This window comes from Rahnella sp. RcJ3, from assembly GCF_009498575.1.
GTDB lineage: Bacteria > Pseudomonadota > Gammaproteobacteria > Enterobacterales > Enterobacteriaceae > Rahnella > Rahnella aceris.
The window spans coordinates 143007-164665 of the sequence record NZ_QSNX01000009.1; the positions used below are offsets into that span (position 1 = coordinate 143007).

Here is a 21659-nt window from a genome sequence, read left to right on the forward strand (position 1 = left end):
GAAGCAGCCCGCAGGCTGCCGGTGTCAGGGTTTACTTCACGTCAGCGATTTGCTGCATCAGATCCTGATGGTCTTTGCCGAATTCATCGCGCACGGATTGCGTGGCTTTGACATACGTCGCGGGATCAATCTCATAGAATTTCACGCCGCCCGCTTTCATCGTGGCGAGGGCTTTCTCGTTATAGGCTTTCCACAGTTCGCGCTGTTCGTCCTGTGCTTCTTTCGCCAGTTTGAGGATTAACTGCTGGTCTTCCGGTTTCAGTTTGTCCCATTTCACTTTTGAATACAGGAACAGCTCCGGGATGATGAAATGGCGGCTGTAGGTGTAGTTTTTCACTACCGGCAGGTAGTTATGGGCGACAAAGGTTGGCGGGTTGTTTTCGGTGCCGTCAATGACGCCGGTCTGCATGCCGCTGAACACTTCACTGACGCCCATCGCCACCGGATTGGCACCCATCGCTTTCAGCGTTGCCAGCGCAATCGGACTGCCCTGTACGCGGATTTTCATGCCGTGCAAATCTTCCGGTTTCACCACCGGTTTTTTGGTGATCAGGTTACGCGTCCCGCCATCCATCCAGCCGAGAAAAACCAGTCGCGAATTCGGATTATTGGTGATTTTATCGCCGATTTCTTTACCGATCTGACCGTCGAGCACTTTGTGCATATGGTCTTCGTCGCGGAAAATATAGGGCAGGGTGAAGACATTAATTTCTGGCAAAATCGAAGCAACCGGCGTCATCGACACACGGATGATATCCAGCGCACCGAGCTGCGCCTGTTCAATTTCCTGCTTTTCATCTCCCAGAACGCCGCCCGGAAACGTTTTAATTTCGAGGCGTCCGTCTGTTTGCTTTTGCAGTTTTTCGCCCATGTGCTGGACGGCGACCACGTTGGGATAGCCTTGCGGATGCACGTCGGCGGCTTTCAGCGTTTGTGCTGACACGCCATGCGTAAATAAGAGGGTCGCGGAACTCAGGCAAAGGCTGAGAAGTGCTTTTTGCATTTTCATCAGTTTGTCTCCAGGGTACTCGGTAAGGGAAAGATAAATGTGAACAAGTATCGAACAGGACGGGCGCAGAGGCGTTGCCGGTTCATTTTGAAAAATGTCTGAATAAGCTTTTAAATGATAGGGATGCATGACGTGCCGGTGTGAGGTCTTCGCCAGTGAATGCACTTTATCCTATTTTTTGTTGTGCGGTATTTGAGCGTTATCACAAACTCGTAACAAATGTAAAAAGCTGTTGCTTAATATTTAAAACGTTGTTTTAACTTGAGTAATGAAGCTCAGATGATTGATTTACTGTGTGATTTTTTTTGAAAGTGTGACGGAGGTTAAATTGTTCAACCTTTGTACAAACAGGAAAAACCTTGTCATCTGTCAATGACACGTCGGGCGGCAGGCGGGACAATGTAAATAATAATGAGAACGACTATCAATTAGGCCTTTTTCTTTGATATCATTCGGCGTTATTCATTCCTTCTACACACTGATTCTGGCTGGAGGCGACGCGTGAAAACGGCTCGCAATAAGATGAAAGAGGCGACCTCATTACTGATGTCGTTAATGTTGGTTGCTGGTCTGAGCGGCAACGCGATGGCAGCACCTGCGACGCCTGCGGGACAAGCCGTCAATTCTGCAGCAACTCAACCTGCAACGGCTGACGCACCGGCTACCGGTGACGCAACGCCAGCTCCGGTGATGCAACCCGCGCCAGCAGAGGCGGCACCCGTGATCCCAACCGATTTGTCTGTTATGGGCATGTACCATCACGCTGATGTGGTGGTGAAGACCGTCATGATCGGTCTGCTGCTGGCTTCTGTGGTCACCTGGGCATTGTTATTCAGCAAGGGTGCGGAAGTCTTCACGGGCAAACGCCGTATGCGCCGTGAATTTGATGCGTTGTCCTCCGTTCGTACGCTGGACGAAGCCGCCGAGCAGGCTGAAAGTTTCGCTGCCAGCAGCATCAGCGCGCAGATGATACGCGATGCGCAGAACGAGCTGGAACTGTCTGCCGGATCGACTGACAACAACGGCATTAAAGAGCGTACCGGTTTTCGCCTTGAGCGCCGCGTCAGCGCCGCGGGTCGTTACATGGGCCGTGGCAACGGTATTCTGGCGACCATCGGAGCAATCTCTCCCTTCGTCGGCCTGTTCGGTACCGTATGGGGCATCATGAACAGCTTCATCGGTATCGCACAGACGCAGACTACCAATCTGGCGGTCGTCGCACCGGGTATCGCCGAAGCCTTACTGGCCACGGCTGTGGGTCTGGTTGCAGCCATCCCTGCGGTGGTCATCTACAATATTTTCGCCCGTACCATCACCTCTTACCGTCATCAGGTAGGCGATGTGGCGGCGCAGATTATCCTGTTACAGGGCCGTGATTTGGATCTGGCTGCCAGCGAAGGCAATGCGCCACGCGGTCAGACAGGTCAGTTACGCGTAGGGTAAGAACAGATTATGGCTATTCGGTTAAACGACGATATCGACGAAAGTGGTGAAATGCATGACATCAACGTCACGCCTTTTATCGACGTCATGCTGGTATTGCTGATCATCTTCATGGTGGCGGCACCGCTGGCCACCGTTGATGTGCGGGTGGATTTACCGGCTTCGACGGCAAAACAGCAGCCGCGTCCGGAGAAACCGATTTTCCTGTCGGTGAAAGCTGACAAGCAACTGTTCCTCGGCGACACGCCCGTGAACAGCGATAATATGACCGCGATGCTGGATCAGCGTACTCAGGGTAACAAGCAGAGTACGATTTTCTTCCGCGCGGACAAAAGTGTCGATTACGAAACGCTGATGAGCGTGATGGATAACTTGCGTAAAGCCGGTTACCTGAAAGTCGGGCTGGTGGGTGCAGAACAAACCGGTGCCGCTGCGGCGCAGTAAGTTGTGAATCAAATCAGACGCACAAAAAAGGCCAGCATTGCTGGCCTTTCGTTTATCCGCAAAACGGTAACTCAGGTTACCGGCGCCGGGTTAAACACCGCCAGCGCATTATGGATGCCCCAGGTGTCTGACCAGGTTTTTTTGCGGCCGCTGGCGATGTCCAGAATGAAGTGGAACAACTCCCAGCCCACATCCTCGATGGTGGCATCACCGGTCGCAATTGTCCCGGCATTGATATCCATCAGATCGTGCCAGCGGTTTGCCAGCGTGGTACGTGTTGCCATTTTAATCACCGGCACGGCAAGCAGGCCGTATGGCGTACCGCGTCCGGTGGTGAATACCTGAACGGTAATACCGGAAGCCAGTTGCTGTGTCCCGCAGACGAAATCGCTGGCCGGTGTGGCGGCGTAAATCAGGCCTTTTTTGGTCGGACGTTGTCCCGGAGACAACACTTCTGAAATCGCACTGGTACCGGATTTAGCAATCGAACCCAGTGCTTTTTCAACCACGTTAGCCAGACCGCCTTTTTTGTTGCCCGGAGACGGGTTGGCGCTGCGGTCGGTCTGTCCCAGCGACAGATAATTATCGTACCAGGCCATTTCTTCCAGCAGACGTTTACCCACGTCGACGTCCGCTGCACGCGGTGTCAGCAGATGGATAGCGTCGCGCACTTCTGTGACTTCTGAAAACATCACTGTTGCACCGCAGCGCACCAGCAAATCCGAAGCGTAACCGACTGCCGGGTTGGCGGTGACACCGGAGAAGGCATCACTGCCGCCGCATTGTGTGCCCACAACCAGATCGGAAGCCGGACAGGTTTCGCGCTGGCGGCGGTTCAGGCGTTCCAGATGAAATTGTGCGACCGTCAGGATATCGTCAACCATCGACTGGAAACCGACATGTTGCTCATCCTGCAAACGCACAATGTGCGTGTCATCGAGTGAAATCGCCTGCACATCCGGCGTGCCTTCCAGCAGGCGCTCGGGTTGCAGCTTCTCACAGCCCAGACCGACCACCATGACTTCGCCGCCAAAGTTCGGGTTCAGCGCCAGATTGTGGATGGTACGGATCGGGATAATGGCCGCAGGAGCGTTAATCGCCACACCGCAACCGTACAAATGGTTCAGTGCCACGACGCCGTCGACGTTGGGGAATTTCGGCAGTAAATCACGTTCAATGATTTTCACTACGTAATCCACTACGCCCGCCACGCAGTGCACACTGGTGGTGATTCCCAGCAGATTTTTGGTGCCGACGCTGCCGTCGGCATTGCGGTAGCCTTCAAAGGTATAGCCTTCGAGTGGTGGCAGCGCGGGTGGCACACGGGTGGCCAGCGGCAGGCTGTAAAGTTCAGGGGCGACCGGTAATTCCACCAGGGATTCATCAATCCAGCTGCCCTGCGCGATATCCCGTACGGCATAACCAATGACTTCTCCGTAACGAATAATATCGCCGCCTTTAGCAATGGGTTCTAACGCCACTTTATGGCCTTGCGGAATATGCTCAATTAATTCCAGACCGTTCGCAAATCGGGTGCCGGCTTTTAAGCCGTTGTCATTCACAATAATCGCCACGTTATCGCTTTCATGAACTTTAATAAAAAGCGCTTCGGTAGCGTGTTCTTTATCTTTATTACGTGACATAACTGTCTCCGCGTTTATTAAACATCCCGGAACAAAAAATTCCGGTAAATTATCTGAAGTTGACGCTCAATAATGTTCTTGTAAACATGCTCTGGTAATACAGGGTATGGCATCCATTATAAGGCAGTCTTCCGGCAACCTCATTGTGCAACTGACCAGCTTTTTGCCCGATGAACGTCATTCTGTGTGGCAGGTGACAGAATAAATGTGATGTAAATCACCCTTTGATTTGAGCGGTTATCGGTTCCGCACAATCTGTGATTCTCCTCCCACACCGATGTGTGGATGCAAAAGAATAGTCACAATCAACGGGGCTATTCTTGGGCGAATGCACAGTGTTATTTCGTGGCCTCCTTTTTATACTGTATTGGCCCTCTGAAGGTGACGTTGAAAGTAATACAGGTAAATTTCAGGCGATCATAAATAAAGTGTTTATTGCCTGTTTCGAATTAAGACGCTGTACGGCGAATAACCACAGGTGAACGAAAGACGTTATTTCAATAACGGTGAGCTCCCTGAAAAATTTTCGCATTATGACAATGAGGGTCACCATGAACATTCAATCTCAGTCCGGGACAATCGCGCAAAGTAAGGTACGGACCCATATCCGTTACTATATTTTGCTGATTATCTTTTTAATCACGGCGGTGAATTACGCTGACCGCGCAACGCTCTCTATCGCGGGAACCGAGGTCGCGCGTGAGCTGGGCCTGGATGCTGCCGACATGGGACAAATATTTGCCGCGTTCGGCTGGGCTTATCTGATTATGCAATTGCCCGGCGGCTGGCTGCTGGACAGATTTGGCTCCAAAAAAGTGTACACCTACAGCCTGTTCTTCTGGTCGCTGTTCACCCTGTTGCAGGGTTTTGTGGGCTGGTTCCCGCTGGCGTACGGCGCACTGACGCTGTTCATGTTGCGTTTCATGCTCGGTTTCTCCGAAGCTCCATCGTTCCCGGCGAACGCCCGTATTGTGGCTGCCTGGTTCCCGACCACTGAACGCGGCACGGCTTCCGCGATTTTTAACTCCGCACAGTATTTCTCACTGGCACTGTTTTCGCCTTTGCTGGGCTGGCTGACTTATGCCTGGGGCTGGGAACATGTTTTCATCGTGATGGGCGTGCTGGGTTTTGTGCTGACGCTGGTGTGGATCAAATTCATTCACAACCCGCCGGAACATCCACATATTTCTAAAAGTGAGCTGGAGTATCTGACAGACGGCGGTGCCGTTGTTGATATCGACCACAAGAAAACGGACAGCGCGAAAAGTGGCCCGAAATGGAGCTACGTTCGTCAGATGCTGAGCAGCCGCATGATGCTTGGGATCTTCTTCGGACAGTATTTCATTAACAGTATTACGTGGTTCTTCCTGACCTGGTTCCCGATTTATCTGGTTCAGGAAAAGGGCATGTCTATTCTTAAAGTGGGGATGATTGCCGCAATTCCTGCGCTGTGTGGTTTTGCGGGCGGTGTGCTGGGTGGCGTGTTCTCAGATTTTCTGATCAGACGCGGCTACTCGCTGACCGTGGCGCGTAAAATTCCTATCGTGCTGGGCATGTTATTAGCCACCAGCATCATTTTGTGTAACTACACGGACAATAACGTACTGGTCGTCACCCTGATGGCGCTGGCGTTCTTCGGTAAAGGCTTCGGAGCGCTCGGCTGGCCAGTGATTGCGGATACTGCGCCAAAAGAAGTCATCGGTCTGTGCGGCGGCATCTTCAACGTGTTCGGTAACGTGGCCTCCATCGTGACGCCGCTGGTGATCGGCTACATCGTGAAAGGTCTGCATTCTTTCAATATGGCATTAATTTTTGTGGGCTGTTCAGCACTGATGGCGATGCTTTGCTATCTGCTGGTGGTCGGCGATATCAAACGTCTGGAACTTAAGAAATAGTAAATTGCGATGCGGGGTAATCCGGGCATCCCGGCTCTGCCCCCTTTTATGAGGTCAGATATGAGTAATCAAATGATTCCAAACCGGTTCCGCCAGGACTTATTGCAAGGGAAAACCCTGATTGGCTGTTGGTCAGCATTATCCAGCCCGATCTCAACCGAAGTGCTTGGCCTCGCAGGTTTTGACTGGCTGCTGCTCGACGGCGAACACGCGCCAAACGATGTTAGCACTTTTGTGCCGCAGCTGATGGCGCTGAAAGGCAGCCGCAGCGCGCCGGTAGTTCGTCCGCAATTCAACGATCCGGTGGTGATTAAACGTCTGCTGGATATCGGTTTCTACAATTTCCTGGTGCCGTTTGTGGAAACACAGGAACAGGCTGAGCTGGCCGTTTCTTCTACCCGTTATCCGCCTGCCGGGATCCGCGGCGTTTCCGTTTCCCACCGCAGCAACATGTTCGGCACCGTGCCGGATTACTTCAACAGCATCAATGACAACATCGCGGTGATGGTGCAAATCGAAAGCCAGCAGGGCGTCGATAATCTGGACGCGATTGCTGCCGTTGATGGCATCGATGGCATTTTCGTCGGCCCGAGTGATCTGGCCGCAGGCATGGGTCATCTGGGCAACGCCGGACACCCGGACGTGCAGGCCGCTATCCGTCACATTTTTGCGCGTGCAAAAGCGCATGGCAAACCGAGCGGTATTCTGGCACCGGTTGAAGCGGATGCGCGCCGTTATCTGGAGTGGGGAGCGACCTTCGTGGCTGTCGGCAGTGATTTAGGCGTTTTCCGTGCAGGCACACAGGCGCTGTGCGATCGCTTCACCCAGTGATCCGCTCTCATTACATCAATATAAAGAGGATACCCGAATGAAAATTGGCTTTATTGGTTTAGGCATCATGGGCAAGCCTATGAGCAAAAACCTGCTGAAAGCAGGTTACGAGCTGGTCGTTATGGACCGCAATCAGGATACCGTCGGCGAAATTGTCCAACTCGGCGCGACAGCCGCAGACACACCAAAAGCGGTGGCTGCGGTTTCTGATGTGATCATCACCATGCTGCCAAACTCGCCGCAGGTGAGAGACGTGGCGCTGGGCGAAAATGGTCTGATTGAAGGCGCTCGTCCGGGCACCATTTTCATCGACATGAGTTCTATCGCGCCGCTGGCAAGTCGTGAAATCAGTGAGGCGCTGGCCGCTAAACAAATCGCGATGCTCGATGCGCCGGTCTCCGGTGGTGAACCAAAAGCCATCGACGGCACTATGTCTGTCATGGTGGGTGGCGACAAAGCCGTGTTTGATAAATGCTATGAAATCATGAAATCCATGGCAGGTTCGGTGGTGCATACCGGTGATATTGGTGCAGGCAACGTGACCAAGCTGGCGAACCAGGTGATTGTGGCGCTGAACATTGCGGCGATGTCAGAAGCACTGGTGCTGGCAACCAAAGCGGGCGTGGATCCGGATCTGGTTTTCCAGGCAATTCGTGGTGGTCTGGCAGGCAGTACCGTGCTGGAAGCGAAAGCGCCGATGGTGATGGATCGCAACTTCAAACCGGGCTTCCGTATTGATTTACACATCAAAGATTTAGCGAACGCACTGGACACCTCACACAGCGTCGGCGCACAACTGCCTCTGACCTCGCTGGTCATGGAAATGATGCAGGCATTGAAAGCGGATGGTCACGGGCAATCTGACCATAGCGCTATTGCACGCTATTATGAAACCTTAGCGAAGGTTGAAGTTACCCGTTAGTCTGCGGCGGACGCGCGGCGCTGAATGAACACGGCTGGCGCGCGGCCCTTCAGGCAGGATGCAAAACTGACAGGACGCTTTTCCACATCGGCGCGTGCAGTTTATGAAGGTAATGACTTTATGAAAATAGTGATCGCACCGGATTCATACAAAGAAAGTTTGTCTGCTTTGGATGTGGCAAAAGCCATCGAGAGTGGGTTCCGTGAGATTTTCCCCGAGGCAGAGTACGTCAAGTTGCCGGTTGCCGATGGCGGCGAAGGCACGGTAGAGGCCATGGTGGCGGCTACCGGTGGGCGTGTGGTGAAGGTGAATGTCACCGGACCACTGGGCACCCCGCTTGAAGCGTTTTTTGGCCTTTCAGGTGATGAGAAAATCGCTTTCATCGAAATGGCGGCGGCCAGCGGGCTGGAAAGTGTTCCTCCGGCGCAACGTAATCCGCTGAAAACCACGTCGTATGGTACAGGGGAACTGATCCATTCTGCTCTCGGCCACGGCGTAAAACACTGCATTATCGGGATTGGTGGCAGCGCTACCAACGATGGTGGCGCTGGCATGATGCAGGCGCTGGGCGCGAAGTTGCTGACCAAAGATGGCAAATCTATTGGTCAGGGCGGAGGCGAGCTGGAAAAACTGCACCACATTGATATCAGCGGGTTGGATCCGCGAATTAAAACATGCCGCTTTGAAGTGGCCTGTGACGTCACGAATCCACTGACCGGCAAGGACGGAGCTTCTGCCATCTTTGGCCCGCAAAAAGGGGCAACACCGGAGATGATCGAACAGCTCGACGGCTATCTGCATCATTACGCCCGGGTGATCAAACAGGATCTGGGTATCGACGTTGAGCATGTTCCCGGAGCCGGTGCTGCCGGTGGCATGGGAGCGGCACTTTACGGGTTCTGTCATGCCGAACTGCGCCAGGGCATTGAGATCGTCACCGATGCGCTGGGGTTGGATGAACTGGTGAAAGATGCCACGCTGGTGATTACCGGTGAAGGGCGGATTGACAGTCAGAGCATCAATGGCAAAGTGCCAATTGGTGTGGCACGGGTGGCTAAACGTTACAACAAGCCCGTGATTGGTATTGCCGGCAGTCTGACAAAAGATGTTGATGTCGTTTACGACCATGGTCTGGATGCTGTTTTCAGCGTGCTCTACAGCATTTGTACGCTCGATGATGCCCTGAAAAACGCCGCAGACAACTTGCGTAAATCAGCACGAAATATTGCCGCCACTATTAAGTTATCGCAAAAGCTTTAACCGACAGCACTCAGGATATAAAACCGGTGTTCAGGCCCAGCCTGCGCCGGTTTTTGTATTTTATTTCCCTCGGTTTTACGTTAGGTTTTAAAGACATTCGCCAATGAGAAAACACGTATGTCAGAGATCGATTTTTCACAGCAGCCGGTTAATACGCAAACGAAAGGGCTGGGGCCGCTGAGTGACGGTGCGCGCATGCGCGATATCCGTGAACAGGGCTGGAATATCCTGCGTGAAGACGTCAGCCTGCCGGTGGCGGTGCTGCTCGAAGAGAGAATCGAACACAACCTTTCCTGGATGCGTGAATTTATCCAGCGTTATCAGCTCAAACTGGCACCGCACGGCAAAACCACCATGAGCCCTGAGTTGTATCAGATGCAGCTGGAATTCGGCGCATGGGGCATCACGCTGGCAACGGCACCGCAGGTTAATGCCGCGTTCCGGCACGGTGTGCGCAAAGTGATCATGGCGAATCAGCTGGTGGGGAAAGGCAACATGGCGATCATTGCCGGGTTGCTGCGTGATGACCCGGCATTTGATTTTACCTGCATCGTGGATTCTGCTGAGAACGCCGATGCGCTCGGGCACTATTTTGCCAGCCAGCGGCAGAAACTGCGGGTGATGTTTGAGTACGGCATAACGGGCGGGCGCACCGGTATTCGCACCGAACAACAGGAAGCCGACGTACTGGCGGCGGTGAAGCGCTGGCCGCAGTCACTGGCGCTGGTCGGCGTCGAGCTTTATGAAGGCGTGAGCAATGATGAAGCGGTGATCCGCCGTTTCCTGCGTCACGTGATGACACGTACCGAAGCGCTGGCGCAGGCCGGAGAATTTGCTGAACCTCAGGTGATTTTGACCGGTGCAGGTTCCGCCTGGTTCGATGTGGTTGCCGAGGAACTGACGCGGGAAGAAACCCATCTTGATGCAGAAAAACGCTACGTGCTGGATATCATTCTGCGTTCCGGTTGTTACGTGACACACGACGTTGGCGCGTATCAGGCGGCGCTGGAGCGTATGCAAACCAGCAATCCGGTGGCGCGTGAAATGAACAGCAGCTTACAGCCAGCATTGCAGGTCTGGGCAGCCGTGCAGTCGTTGCCGGAACCGGGCAGGGCCATTATTGCGTTCGGCAAACGTGATGCCGGTTATGATGCCGGATACCCGAAAGCGGCCGGACATTTTCGTCCGCGTAGCGCCACACAGGCCGGATACACCACGGTGGTGCCCGCGCCTGACGACTGGAAGGTGTTCGCGATGATGGATCAGCATGCGTTTATGTCGATCCCGGAAGATGCGGATTTGAAAGTCGGCGACATGCTGGTGTTTGATATCTGCCATCCGTGCCTGACGTTCGACAAATGGCGTCAGTTATTGCTGGTGAATGAACAGTGGGATGTGACCGGCGCGGTGACGACCTGGTTCTGACGACACGAAAACGCCCGGACGATGACGGGCGTTAATCTTTTTAATGACTACCTCGGTAAATACGCCACTGCTGCGCGCTTCACGTTGTCAATTTCATCAAGCAGTTCAAACCATTCCGGTTCCAGCGTTTCCACGCTGACGCCCTGACGAAGCTGTTGTTCAATGTAGAAACACAGCCGTTTCAGACGCGGTACGCCGCTGTAGCTGCAACTGCCATGAAGCTTGTGGATCAGCGCCAGAATATCGTCGTCCGGTTCGCCACGCGTGACGGCTTCCACCCGTTCTGCCACCTGCGGCAGAAACTCCACCAGCATTTGCAGCAAATCCTGCGCCAGCGCGACTTTATTGGCTGACTGACTCAGTGCCAGTTGCCAGTCGAGTGTGCTGATCGGCGCGAGTGACTCGCTGGCCTGCAACGGTGAATCCAGCTGTGTCTGATGCTGATGATGGCGCGACAGAACATTTTTCAGCATGCTTTCATCAATGGGTTTAGACAGGTAATCGTCCATCCCCAGTTTCAGTAACTGTTCACGCTCGCCGCTCAGCGAGTGCGCGGTGACGGCCACCACCGGCGTTTTGGCATGGCGCGCCATCTGGTGGATGATTTCGCTGGCGCGAATGCCGTCGATATCCGGCATCTGAATATCCATCAGAATAATATCCAGATCGGTATGACGTGCGACATCGATGGCTTCTTCACCGCTGTGACAAAGCACGGTGGTTTCCACCAGTTCTTCCAGCAAGGCGCCAATCAGTTTGAGGTTTGCCGGATTGTCATCCACCGCCATGGCGGTCAGCGGCAGACGCGAGGTTTTATCTTCGTCGTTACCGATCACCCTGACGGAAGCCTGTTGTTCATGTAACAACAGCGGCAGCAGGCGGATACTCGACATCGGTTTAATCAGACAGGCCTGAACGCCACGCCTTTTCAATTCTTCGGCATCCACCTGGAACTGACTCGGCAGCGCCAGCAGAAGGTGCTGTGTCATGCCCAGCACTTTCTGCAATTTACCCTCGTAGTCCGCCAGAACCTGATCCGGTTTGACCGGAATGCTGCACAACATGATGTCGTACCATGGCTCAGGAAGCGCAGCCAGCGTGGTGCGATGTGTGATATCCAGCGGTGTGGCCTGCAGGATTTCCATCGTGGCTTTCGCCGCCGCCGGATTGGCTTCAACATAGGCCAGACGTTTGCCTTCAAGATGATTCATGGAAACCGGCGTAATATGACGGTTTTCATTCAGCTCGAGCGTGACGTGGAACCAGAAGGTCGAACCGCGGTTCAGCTGGCTGTAGAAACTGATGTCTCCGCCCATTTCTTTCACCAGACGCTGGGTGATCACCAGCCCTAATCCGGTGCCGCCATGTCGGCGCGAAATGCTGGCATCAGCCTGACGGAAAGCCTGGAACAATTGCGACTGCTGACGTTCGGAAATCCCGATGCCGGTATCGTGGATCTGCACTTCCAGTTCCACCTGCAAATTGTTCTGCGAACGCAGCTCGACATTGATATCGATGTTGCCGGTTTCAGTAAATTTAATCGCATTTCCCAGCAAGTTAGTCACCACTTGCTGCATGCGCATCGGATCGCCCAGCACGTTTTCCGGCACGTTGTTGTGGACGTTCAGCGTCAGTTCCAGACCTTTATCATGCGCGGTGTGCGCCAGCAAAATAACCACTTCATCGAGCATTTCACGCAGCGAGAACGGAATATGCTCGAGCACCAGTTTGCCAGCTTCCAGCTTGGAGAAATCCAGCACGTCATTAATGATGGTTAACAGGTGATTCGCGGAGCGCTCAATGGTTTGCAGATAGTCCGCCTGCGTTGGCGAAAGCGGCGTTTTCAGTGTCTGGCGGGTAAAGCCGATCACACCGTTGAGCGGGGTACGCAGCTCGTGAGACATGTTCGCCAGGAATTCAGATTTGATACGCGCCGCTTCCTGGGCACGTTTCTTCGCCAGATCCAGCTCGACGTTTTGGATTTCCATCTGCTCCAGCGTTTCGCGCAGGTCTGACGTTGCCTGATCGATATTCTGCTGCACTTCTTCGTGGTAGGCCGTCAGCGACATCGCCATCGAGTTAATGCCGTTTTTTAGCATGCTCAGTTCGCCCGGCATGTTGCCTTCCACGCGGCTGTCGAGCTGCCCGCGGCGGATGCGGTCAACGGTATTCACCATATTACGGATCGGTCCTGTCACGTCGCGCATCAGGCGATAAGCGAACAGCGTGGCGATACCCAGACACAGCAATAACAGCATGGTGGATACGAATGCTTCCTGATATTGCGCCAGTTTTACCGAACGTAAATCCAGTTCAATGGCGATATAACCCAGCCGGTTGTCCGGCGAGGCACTGAAGGTTTCGTCATCCGCTTCCGTATGGTTTTCAGCCTGAATGGGCGTGCGCAGGATCAGCACATCGCCGGAACGGGTTTTCGTCAGCTCGCGCGGAATGTCTTCGATGCGTTTTACCTGCAACGGACTGTCGTCATGCTGGCTGGTCGAACTGGCAAACAGTTTGTTCTCGCCATCAAACACACTGATGCTGCGTACAATATCAGAGTGATTACGGTGCAGACGGCTGATCAGCCGTTTCACCGGTTCGCGTTCCCGGAACGTCATGCCATATTCGCTTGCGACTGCCAGAGGCTCGATAATACTGGCTCCGGCTTCTGTCAGCTGGTTCTGCAACTCGTTGTAGCGGTGCACCACAAAGAAGGTGCTGAGCAGCAAACCGATCATTAATGTCGGTGCCAGGATCAGGATCATCATCCGTGCGCGAAGGCTATATTTGGTCATGAGGTTCCAATGTGGGAGAATTAGCTAAAGTAAGCTTAATAAACCAGCGTGTAATCGACAATAATGGCTCAATTCTACTCTCCGAACCGTCGCGTGACGACCCGGCAAACGATAACTGTGACCGCCACCGACCTTGATACTTTCGGGCAAGGTGTGGCACGCCACAATGGCAAAGCCGTATTTGTCAGTGGTTTACTGCCCGGCGAACAGGCAGAAGTCACTTTAACAGAAGATAAAAGCAAGTACGCCAAAGGTAAGCTGAAGCGTTTGCTGACCACCAGCGACGATCGGGTAAAACCGCTGTGTCCGCACTATTCCACTTGCGGCGGGTGTCAACAGCAGCACGCCAGCGAGGCACTGCAACAGCGCAGTAAATCAGCGGCGTTATTACGCCTGATTTCCCGCGAAACCGGTATTCTGGCGGATCCGCTGCCAGTGATTGCCGGTCCGCAATACGGTTACCGCCGTCGTGCGCGTCTGGGATTGCAAATTGCGGGCGTTAAACCGGGGCGTAAAGCCGGTGCCGTCAGCGGCCCGCTGGTGATGGGGTTCCGTCAGGAAGGCTCCAACGATCTGGTGGCCATCACTAAATGTCCTGTTCTGCGGCCTGAACTGGAGCAACTGCTGGTGCCGGTGCAGGAATGTTTGTCGTCATTATCGGCGGCGAAACGCCTCGGGCATCTGGAAATGGTGCTGGCGGATAACGGCCCGCTGTTGGTGCTGCGTCATCTTGATCCGCTCAGTGAAGCCGATCGTGCGCGCCTGACGGCGTTTGCGGCGCAACATCAGTTAACGATTTTTCTGGCGCCTGACAGCGAGACTCTGGCGCCTTTGTGCGGCGAACCCCCTTATTATCAGATTGATGGTTTGAATCTGAAATTTGGCCCGCGCGATTTTATTCAGGTGAATGATGCCGTTAACCAGCAAATGGTGGCGCAGGCCCTGGACTGGCTGGAACTGACGCCGGAAGATCGCGTGCTGGATTTGTTCTGCGGGATGGGGAATTTCACCCTTCCGCTGGCAAAAAGAGCTAACCAGGTTGTCGGCGTCGAAGGTGTTGCTACACTGGTGGCGAATGGGCAAGATAATGCCCGGAATAATGGATTAGAGAATGTGTCCTTCTTCCATGAGAATCTGGAAGATGATGTCAGTAAACAACCCTGGGCGGCACAAGGTTTCAATAAAATCTTGCTGGACCCGGCCCGGGGTGGCGCTGCTGGCGTGATGACGCATATTGTTAAGCTTGCCCCGGCGCGTGTGGTGTATGTGTCATGCAACCCCACAACATTGGCGCGGGACAGTAAAATTTTGTTGGAGGCGGGTTATCGTTTGGCCGGGGTGCGTATGCTGGATATGTTCCCGCACACCGGTCACCTTGAATCGATGGCTCTGTTTATCAACCCGTCTGACACAGGTGTTGTGTCAGAAACGTAGGGAGAGGGTATGGTTGCGGTAAGAAGTGCACATCTGAACACGGCTGGCGAGTTCGCGCTCGACGACTGGATCAATAGTTTAGGACTGTCCAGCCAGCAATCATGTGAGCGTTTAGCCGAAACCTGGCGCTACTGCGAGCAACAAACGCAGGGCCATCCTGACGCCTCGCTGCTGCTATGGCGCGGTCTGGAGATGGTTGAAATCCTCTCGACCCTCAGCATGGATAACGACAGTATGCGCGCGGCGCTGCTGTTCCCGCTGGTTGATGACGGCATCATTGATGAAGACACCCTGACCCAACAGTTCGGTAAAGCCATTACTGATCTGGTACATGGCGTGCGTGATATGGATGCCATCCGCCAGCTGAAAGCCACGCAAAACGATTCCATGGCTTCCGAGCAGGTGGACAACGTCCGCCGCATGCTGCTGGCGATGGTGGAAGATTTCCGCTGCGTGGTGCTGAAACTGGCTGAACGTATCGCTCATCTGCGCGAAGTGAAAGATGCGCCGGAAGAAGAGCGCGTACTGGCGGCCAAAGAATGTACCAATATTTATGCGCCGCTGGCTAACCGTCTGGGTATCGGCCAGTTGAAATGGGAGCTGGAAGATTTCTGCTTCCGTTATCTGCATCCTGACGAATACAAACGCATTGCCAAACTGTTGCATGAACGCCGTATCGACCGTGAGCAGTACATCGACGATTTTGTGTCGACCGTTAAAAATGCGATGGCCGAAGAGGGCATCAAAGTTGATGTTTACGGCCGTCCCAAACATATCTACAGCATCTGGCGCAAGATGCAGAAAAAATCCCTGTCCTTCGACGAACTCTTCGACGTGCGTGCCGTGCGTATTGTGGTGGAGCGTTTACAGGATTGTTACGCCGCGTTAGGGATTGTGCACACTCATTTCCGCCATCTGCCGGATGAGTTCGACGATTATGTCGCCAACCCGAAACCGAACGGTTATCAGTCGATTCACACTGTGGTGCTGGGGCCGCGTGGGAAAACGCTGGAAGTGCAGATCCGTACGCGTCAGATGCATGAAGATGCTGAGCTGGGCGTCGCGGCGCACTGGAAATACAAAGAAGGCACCGCTGTGGTCGGTGGCCGCAGCGGGGGCTACGAAGGTCGTATTGCCTGGCTGCGAAAACTTATCGCGTGGCAGGAAGAAATGGCCGATTCGGGCGAAATGCTCGACGAAGTGCGCAGCCAGGTGTTCGACGATCGCGTCTACGTGTTTACGCCAAAAGGCGACGTGATCGACCTGCCGATGGGCTCCACGCCGCTCGACTTTGCGTATCACATCCACAGTGATGTGGGGCACCGGTGTATCGGGGCGAAAATTGGCGGCCGCATCGTGCCGTTCACCTATCAGCTGCATATGGGCGATCAGATTGAAATCATCACCCAGAAGCATGCGAACCCAAGCCGCGACTGGCTGAACCCAAGTCTGGGTTACGTCACGACCAGCCGCGGGCGCTCGAAAATTCAAAACTGGTTCCGTAAACAGGATCGCGATAAGAACATTATTGCCGGTAAACAAATCCTCGATGACGAGCTGGACAGACTGGATATCAGCATCAAAGATGCCGAGAAACTGCTGCTGCCGCGCTACAACGTCAACTCGCTGGATGAAGTGCTGGCCGCAATCGGTAACGGCGATATCCGTCTGAATCAGATGGTGAACTTCCTGCAATCGCAGCTGAAAAAGCCGAGTGCGGAAGAGCTGGATAAAGAAGCTTTGCGCCAGCTGACGCAGAAAACCACACCGCCACCGACCCGTACCAAAGACAATGGCCGCGTGGTGGTTGAAGGTGTCGGTAATCTGATGCACCACATTGCGCGCTGTTGTCAGCCGATCCCGGGCGACGAAATCGTCGGTTACATCACTCAGGGCCGCGGGATTTCCATCCACCGTGCCGACTGTGATCAACTGGAAGATTTACGTTCGAATGCGCCGGAACGTGTGGTCGATGCCGTATGGGGCGAAAGTTACTCCAGCGGGTATTCACTGGTGGTACGTGTGGTGGCTAACGACCGCAGCGGCCTGCTGCGTGATATCACCACGATTCTTGCCAATGAAAAAGTGAACGTACTCGGTGTTGCCAGCCGCAGCGACACACGCCAGCAACTGGCGACCATCGACATGGATATCGAAATCTACAACCCGCAGGTGCTGGGACGTGTGATTGCCAAACTGAACCAGTTGCCGGATGTAATTGAAGCCAAGCGGCTTCACGGCAGCTGATCAAACGCTTATAAGGCCCGCCAGTCGGGCCTTTTCTTTTATGTTTTTGACTCATCTCTTTTAAAACGGACAGATCCTATGACCGACTCTTCTTTACAACGCCTGCTCACCATTATGAAAACCCTGCGCGACCCAGAAGCGGGCTGCCCGTGGGATAAAGAGCAAACTTTCGAGACGATTGCCCCGTACACGCTGGAAGAAACCTACGAAGTACTGGATGCCATCGCCCGCAAAGATTACGACGATGTGCGCGACGAACTGGGTGATCTGCTGTTTCAGGTGGTGTTTTACGCGCAGATGGGCAGCGAACAAGGGCTGTTTGAGTTTGACGATATCTGCAATGCTATTTCGGACAAATTAGAGCGCCGCCATCCGCAAATCTTTGGGCAGGAAGCGGCCTGGTCGAAAGACGCCAGCAGTCAGGATGTGCTGGTCAAATGGGAAGCGCGTAAGGCACAAGAGCGGGCGGAGAAATCCCTGCATTCGGCGCTCGATGACATTCCTTCCGCGTTGCCTGCGCTGATGAAAGCACACAAAATTCAGAAGCGTTGTTCGAATGTCGGGTTCGACTGGACCACACTCGGGCCGGTGCTCGACAAAGTCTACGAAGAGATCGACGAAGTGATGTTTGAAGCGCGTCAGGCAGTGATCGATGAAGAAAAGCTCGGCGAGGAAATCGGCGACCTGCTGTTCGCGACGGTGAATCTTTCCCGCCATTTAGGCCACAAAGCGGAAGATGCGTTGCAGGCGGCCAACCGCAAGTTTGAGCGCCGTTTCAGGCAGGTCGAGGAAATTATCCGTGGAAAAGGCTTAAACATGGAAGATGCTACACTTGAGCAGATGGAAGACGCCTGGCAGCAGGTGAAAAAGCAGGAAGGCTGAGTTAGCTCTCCGACTTTGATCGGAAACAAGATCTGAATCTGCTGAAACGGTTAAGCTCAATGTCATTCAGTGCTTAACCGGCTGATCTGAGAGCAGTAAAGTCCAACAAATTGAAATCTAAGATGTTTTAGTGCGTCATGCGAACAACACAGCACTTTTTACAAGCTAACTGTTTGTTTTTGAAAGAATGAAAGAACAGCGCTGGCAGGGTTAACCCTTCTGAACTGACGGTAAGGAAAACGATGATGGACAGCAAAACGTTTATTTGTGGCGCACACAAGGTTCCGGTATACTGTTTTCCCGTCTTGGTTACTCCATCATCTTTAAACCTAACCTCTCAGGTTCAGCATGACAACTAATTATATTTTTGTGACCGGCGGGGTCGTATCCTCTCTGGGTAAAGGCATTGCCGCAGCCTCTCTGGCGGCTATTCTCGAAGCCCGTGGCCTCAACGTGACCATCATGAAACTGGACCCGTATATCAACGTGGATCCGGGTACGATGAGCCCAACTCAACATGGCGAAGTCTTCGTTACCGAAGATGGCGCTGAAACCGATCTCGATCTGGGTCACTACGAGCGCTTCATCCGCACCAAGATGACTCGTCGCAACAACTTCACCACGGGCCGTATTTATTCCGACGTGCTGCGCAAAGAGCGCCGTGGCGACTATCTCGGCGCAACCATCCAGGTTATCCCGCACATCACCAACAACATCAAAGAACGCATCATTGAAGGCGGCGAAGGCCACGATGTCGTGCTGGTTGAAATTGGCGGTACTGTCGGTGATATCGAATCCCTGCCGTTCCTGGAAGCGATTCGTCAGATGGCGGTTGAAGTGGGCCGTGAGCACACGCTGTATATGCACCTGACACTGGTGCCTTACATGGCGGCAGCCGGTGAAGTGAAAACCAAACCGACCCAGCACTCTGTAAAAGAACTGCTGTCTATCGGTATCCAGCCGGACGTGCTGATTTGCCGTTCTGACCGCGCAGTGCCTGCCAACGAACGCGCGAAAATTGCGTTGTTCTGTAACGTGCCGGAAAAAGCGGTTATCTCCCTTAAAGACGTTGATTCTATTTATAAAATCCCGGCCCTATTGAAATCTCAGGGTCTGGACGACTATATTTGTAAACGTTTCAGCATCAACGCACCGGAAGCCAACTTGTCCGAATGGGAACAGGTTGTTTACGAAGAAGCCAATCCGGGCGGTGAAGTGACTATCGGCATGGTCGGTAAGTACATTGAGCTGCCAGATGCTTATAAATCTGTGATTGAAGCGCTCAAACACGGCGGCCTGAAAAATCGTCTGACCGTGAACATTAAACTTATCGATTCTCAGGATGTCGAAACCCGTGGTGTCGAGGTGCTGAAAGGCCTGGACGCGATCCTTATCCCGGGTGGCTTCGGCTACCGTGGTGTGGAAGGGAAAGTGGCAACGGCGCGTTATGCACGTGAAAATAACATTCCTTATCTGGGCATTTGTCTGGGTATGCAGGTTGCGCTGATTGAGTTCGCCCGTAACGTTGCGGGTATGGAGAACGCCAACTCCACCGAATTTGTGCCAGACTGTAAGTTCCCGGTGGTTGCACTCATCACCGAATGGCGCGATGAAGAAGGTAACGTCGAAGTACGTTCCGAAGACAGTGATTTAGGCGGCACCATGCGTGTGGGCGGACAGCAATGTCACCTGAACGACGGTAGCCTGGTTCGTGAGATGTACGGCGAGCCGACAATAGTTGAACGCCATCGTCACCGTTACGAAGTGAACAATATGCTGCTCAAACAAATCGAAGCCGCAGGTTTACGCGTAGCCGGTCGCTCTGGCGATAAGCAACTGGTGGAAATCATCGAGCTGCCTAACCATCCGTGGTTTGTCGCTTGTCAGTTCCATCCAGAATTTACGTCAACGCCGCGTGATGGTCATCCGTTGTTTGCAGGCTTCGTGAAGGCTGCCGGTGAGTATCAGAAGCGTCAGGTAAAATAAAATACCGGGGAAGAGATGCGCCATTGGCGCATCTCTTGTCTGAAGCTTTAGTTAACTTGTACTGAGGAAATCTTAATGTCTAAAATCGTTAAAGTTATCGGCCGTGAAATCATCGACTCCCGTGGTAACCCGACCGTAGAAGCTGAAGTTCATCTGGAAGGTGGTTTTGTTGGTCTGGCTGCTGCGCCATCAGGTGCTTCTACCGGTTCCCGCGAAGCGCTGGAACTGCGTGACGGTGACAAATCCCGTTTCCTGGGCAAAGGCGTACTGAAAGCCGTTGCTGCGGTTAACGGTCCTATCGCTCAGGCTGTAACCGGTAAAGACGCGAAAGATCAGGCTAACATCGACAAGATCATGATCGATCTGGACGGTACTGAGAACAAATCTAAGTTCGGTGCTAACGCGATTCTGGCTGTTTCCCTGGCTGCTGCTAAAGCGGCTGCGGCTTCTAAAGGTCTGCCACTGTACGCACACATCGCAGAACTGAACGGCACCCCAGGCAAATACTCTATGCCACTGCCTATGATGAACATCATCAACGGCGGCGAACACGCTGATAACAACGTTGATATTCAAGAGTTCATGATCCAGCCTGTTGGCGCTAAAACGCTGAAAGAAGCTATCCGCATGGGTTCAGAAGTGTTCCACACTCTGGCTAAAGTGCTGAAATCTAAAGGCATGGGTACTGCTGTTGGTGACGAAGGTGGCTACGCGCCAAACCTGGGTTCTAACGCAGAAGCGCTGGCTGTCATCGCTGAAGCGGTTAAAGCAGCAGGCTACGAACTGGGTAAAGACATCACTCTGGCGATGGACTGTGCGGCATCTGAGTTCTACAAAGATGGCAAATACGTTCTGGCTGGCGAAGGCAACAAAGCGTTCACTTCTGAAGAGTTCACTCACTTCCTGGAAGACCTGACTAAACAGTACCCAATCGTTTCTATCGAAGACGGTCTGGACGAGTCTGACTGGACTGGCTTTGCTTACCAGACTAAAGTTCTGGGCGACAAAATCCAGCTGGTAGGTGACGATCTGTTCGTCACCAACACCAAGATCCTGAAAGAAGGTATCGACAAAGGCATCGTTAACTCCATCCTGATCAAATTCAACCAGATCGGTTCTCTGACCGAAACTCTGGCTGCGATCAAAATGGCGAAAGACGCTGGCTACACTGCCGTTATCTCTCACCGTTCAGGCGAAACTGAAGATGCGACCATCGCTGACCTGGCTGTGGGTACCGCTGCTGGCCAGATCAAAACCGGTTCTATGAGCCGTTCTGACCGTGTTGCTAAATACAACCAGCTGATCCGTATCGAAGAAGCGCTGGCGGCTGCGGGTACTCCTGCTCCGTTCAACGGTCTGAAAGAAGTTAAAGGTCAGTAATTACTGCCCCGTAACACTTTCATAAAAACCCGCTCCGGCGGGTTTTTTTATGTCTGCAAT

General features: G+C 53.4%; 15 protein-coding genes. 12 read left to right on the forward strand and 3 right to left on the reverse strand.

What is annotated here, in order from left to right; all coding sequences use genetic code 11:
* Window positions 1-31 precede the first annotated feature (31 nt).
* A complete protein-coding gene (locus DXU84_RS13675; protein WP_013573981.1) occupies window positions 32-1009 on the reverse strand; it encodes a TRAP transporter substrate-binding protein in 978 nt (325 codons plus the stop codon).
* A 522-nt stretch (window positions 1010-1531) separates the two neighbouring features.
* On the opposite strand from DXU84_RS13675, the gene exbB reads away from it, so the two are divergent.
* Both exbB and exbD read left to right on the forward strand, forming a co-directional pair.
* Window positions 1532-2452, forward strand: a complete 921-nt coding sequence (gene exbB / locus DXU84_RS13680) for a tol-pal system-associated acyl-CoA thioesterase (protein ID WP_153376057.1) — start codon at window positions 1532-1534, stop codon at window positions 2450-2452.
* Window positions 2453-2461: 9 nt separating this feature from the next.
* Window positions 2462-2896, forward strand: coding sequence for a TonB system transport protein ExbD (gene exbD / locus DXU84_RS13685; RefSeq protein ID WP_013573983.1), 435 nt, complete (start codon window positions 2462-2464; stop codon window positions 2894-2896).
* Between the two features lie 71 nt (window positions 2897-2967).
* Here exbD and garD read toward each other — a convergent pair whose 3' ends face one another.
* Window positions 2968-4539: a galactarate dehydratase gene (gene garD / locus DXU84_RS13690; protein ID WP_013573984.1), complete on the reverse strand. Its 1572-nt coding sequence runs from the start codon at window positions 4537-4539 to the stop codon at window positions 2968-2970.
* A 551-nt stretch (window positions 4540-5090) separates the two neighbouring features.
* Here garD and DXU84_RS13695 point away from each other — a divergent pair.
* The 5 genes from DXU84_RS13695 to DXU84_RS13715 all read left to right on the forward strand — a co-directional run bounded on the left by DXU84_RS13695 (window position 5091) and on the right by DXU84_RS13715 (window position 10872).
* A complete protein-coding gene (locus tag DXU84_RS13695; RefSeq protein ID WP_015689387.1) occupies window positions 5091-6434 on the forward strand; it encodes an MFS transporter in 1344 nt (447 codons plus the stop codon).
* 60 nt (window positions 6435-6494) lie between these two features.
* A complete protein-coding gene (gene garL, locus DXU84_RS13700; RefSeq protein WP_153375989.1) occupies window positions 6495-7265 on the forward strand; it encodes a 2-dehydro-3-deoxyglucarate aldolase in 771 nt (256 codons plus the stop codon).
* Complete coding sequence (garR, locus tag DXU84_RS13705; protein ID WP_255563054.1) at window positions 7249-8187, forward strand: 2-hydroxy-3-oxopropionate reductase; 939 nt, start codon at window positions 7249-7251, stop codon at window positions 8185-8187. The genes garL and garR overlap by 17 nt, the downstream gene beginning before the upstream one ends.
* A 120-nt stretch (window positions 8188-8307) precedes the next feature.
* Window positions 8308-9447 carry a glycerate kinase gene (locus tag DXU84_RS13710; protein ID WP_013573988.1) on the forward strand — a complete coding sequence of 380 codons (1140 nt, stop codon included), beginning with the start codon at window positions 8308-8310 and terminating at the stop codon, window positions 9445-9447.
* A gap of 117 nt (window positions 9448-9564) precedes the next feature.
* On the forward strand, window positions 9565-10872 hold the full coding sequence (locus tag DXU84_RS13715) for an amino acid deaminase (RefSeq protein WP_112152115.1): 1308 nt from the start codon (window positions 9565-9567) through the stop codon (window positions 10870-10872).
* Window positions 10873-10919: 47 nt separating this feature from the next.
* On the opposite strand, the gene barA is transcribed toward DXU84_RS13715, so the two are convergent.
* Complete coding sequence (barA, locus tag DXU84_RS13720) at window positions 10920-13670, reverse strand: two-component sensor histidine kinase BarA (RefSeq protein WP_013573990.1); 2751 nt, start codon at window positions 13668-13670, stop codon at window positions 10920-10922.
* Between the two features lie 63 nt (window positions 13671-13733).
* Between barA and rlmD the strand changes: the two genes are divergently transcribed.
* The 5 genes from rlmD to eno all read left to right on the forward strand — a co-directional run bounded on the left by rlmD (window position 13734) and on the right by eno (window position 21599).
* A complete protein-coding gene (gene rlmD, locus DXU84_RS13725) occupies window positions 13734-15104 on the forward strand; it encodes a 23S rRNA (uracil(1939)-C(5))-methyltransferase RlmD (protein ID WP_153375991.1) in 1371 nt (456 codons plus the stop codon).
* Window positions 15105-15113: 9 nt separating this feature from the next.
* Window positions 15114-17351, forward strand: coding sequence for a GTP diphosphokinase (gene relA, locus DXU84_RS13730; RefSeq protein ID WP_013573992.1), 2238 nt, complete (start codon window positions 15114-15116; stop codon window positions 17349-17351).
* Between the two features lie 78 nt (window positions 17352-17429).
* Complete coding sequence (mazG, locus tag DXU84_RS13735; RefSeq protein ID WP_013573993.1) at window positions 17430-18233, forward strand: nucleoside triphosphate pyrophosphohydrolase; 804 nt, start codon at window positions 17430-17432, stop codon at window positions 18231-18233.
* 348 nt (window positions 18234-18581) lie between these two features.
* Window positions 18582-20219: a glutamine hydrolyzing CTP synthase gene (gene pyrG / locus DXU84_RS13740; protein ID WP_013573994.1), complete on the forward strand. Its 1638-nt coding sequence runs from the start codon at window positions 18582-18584 to the stop codon at window positions 20217-20219.
* A gap of 75 nt (window positions 20220-20294) precedes the next feature.
* Window positions 20295-21599 (forward strand): phosphopyruvate hydratase, encoded by a 1305-nt coding sequence (gene eno / locus DXU84_RS13745; protein ID WP_013573995.1) that lies wholly within the window; start codon window positions 20295-20297, stop codon window positions 21597-21599.
* Window positions 21600-21659 lie beyond the last annotated feature (60 nt).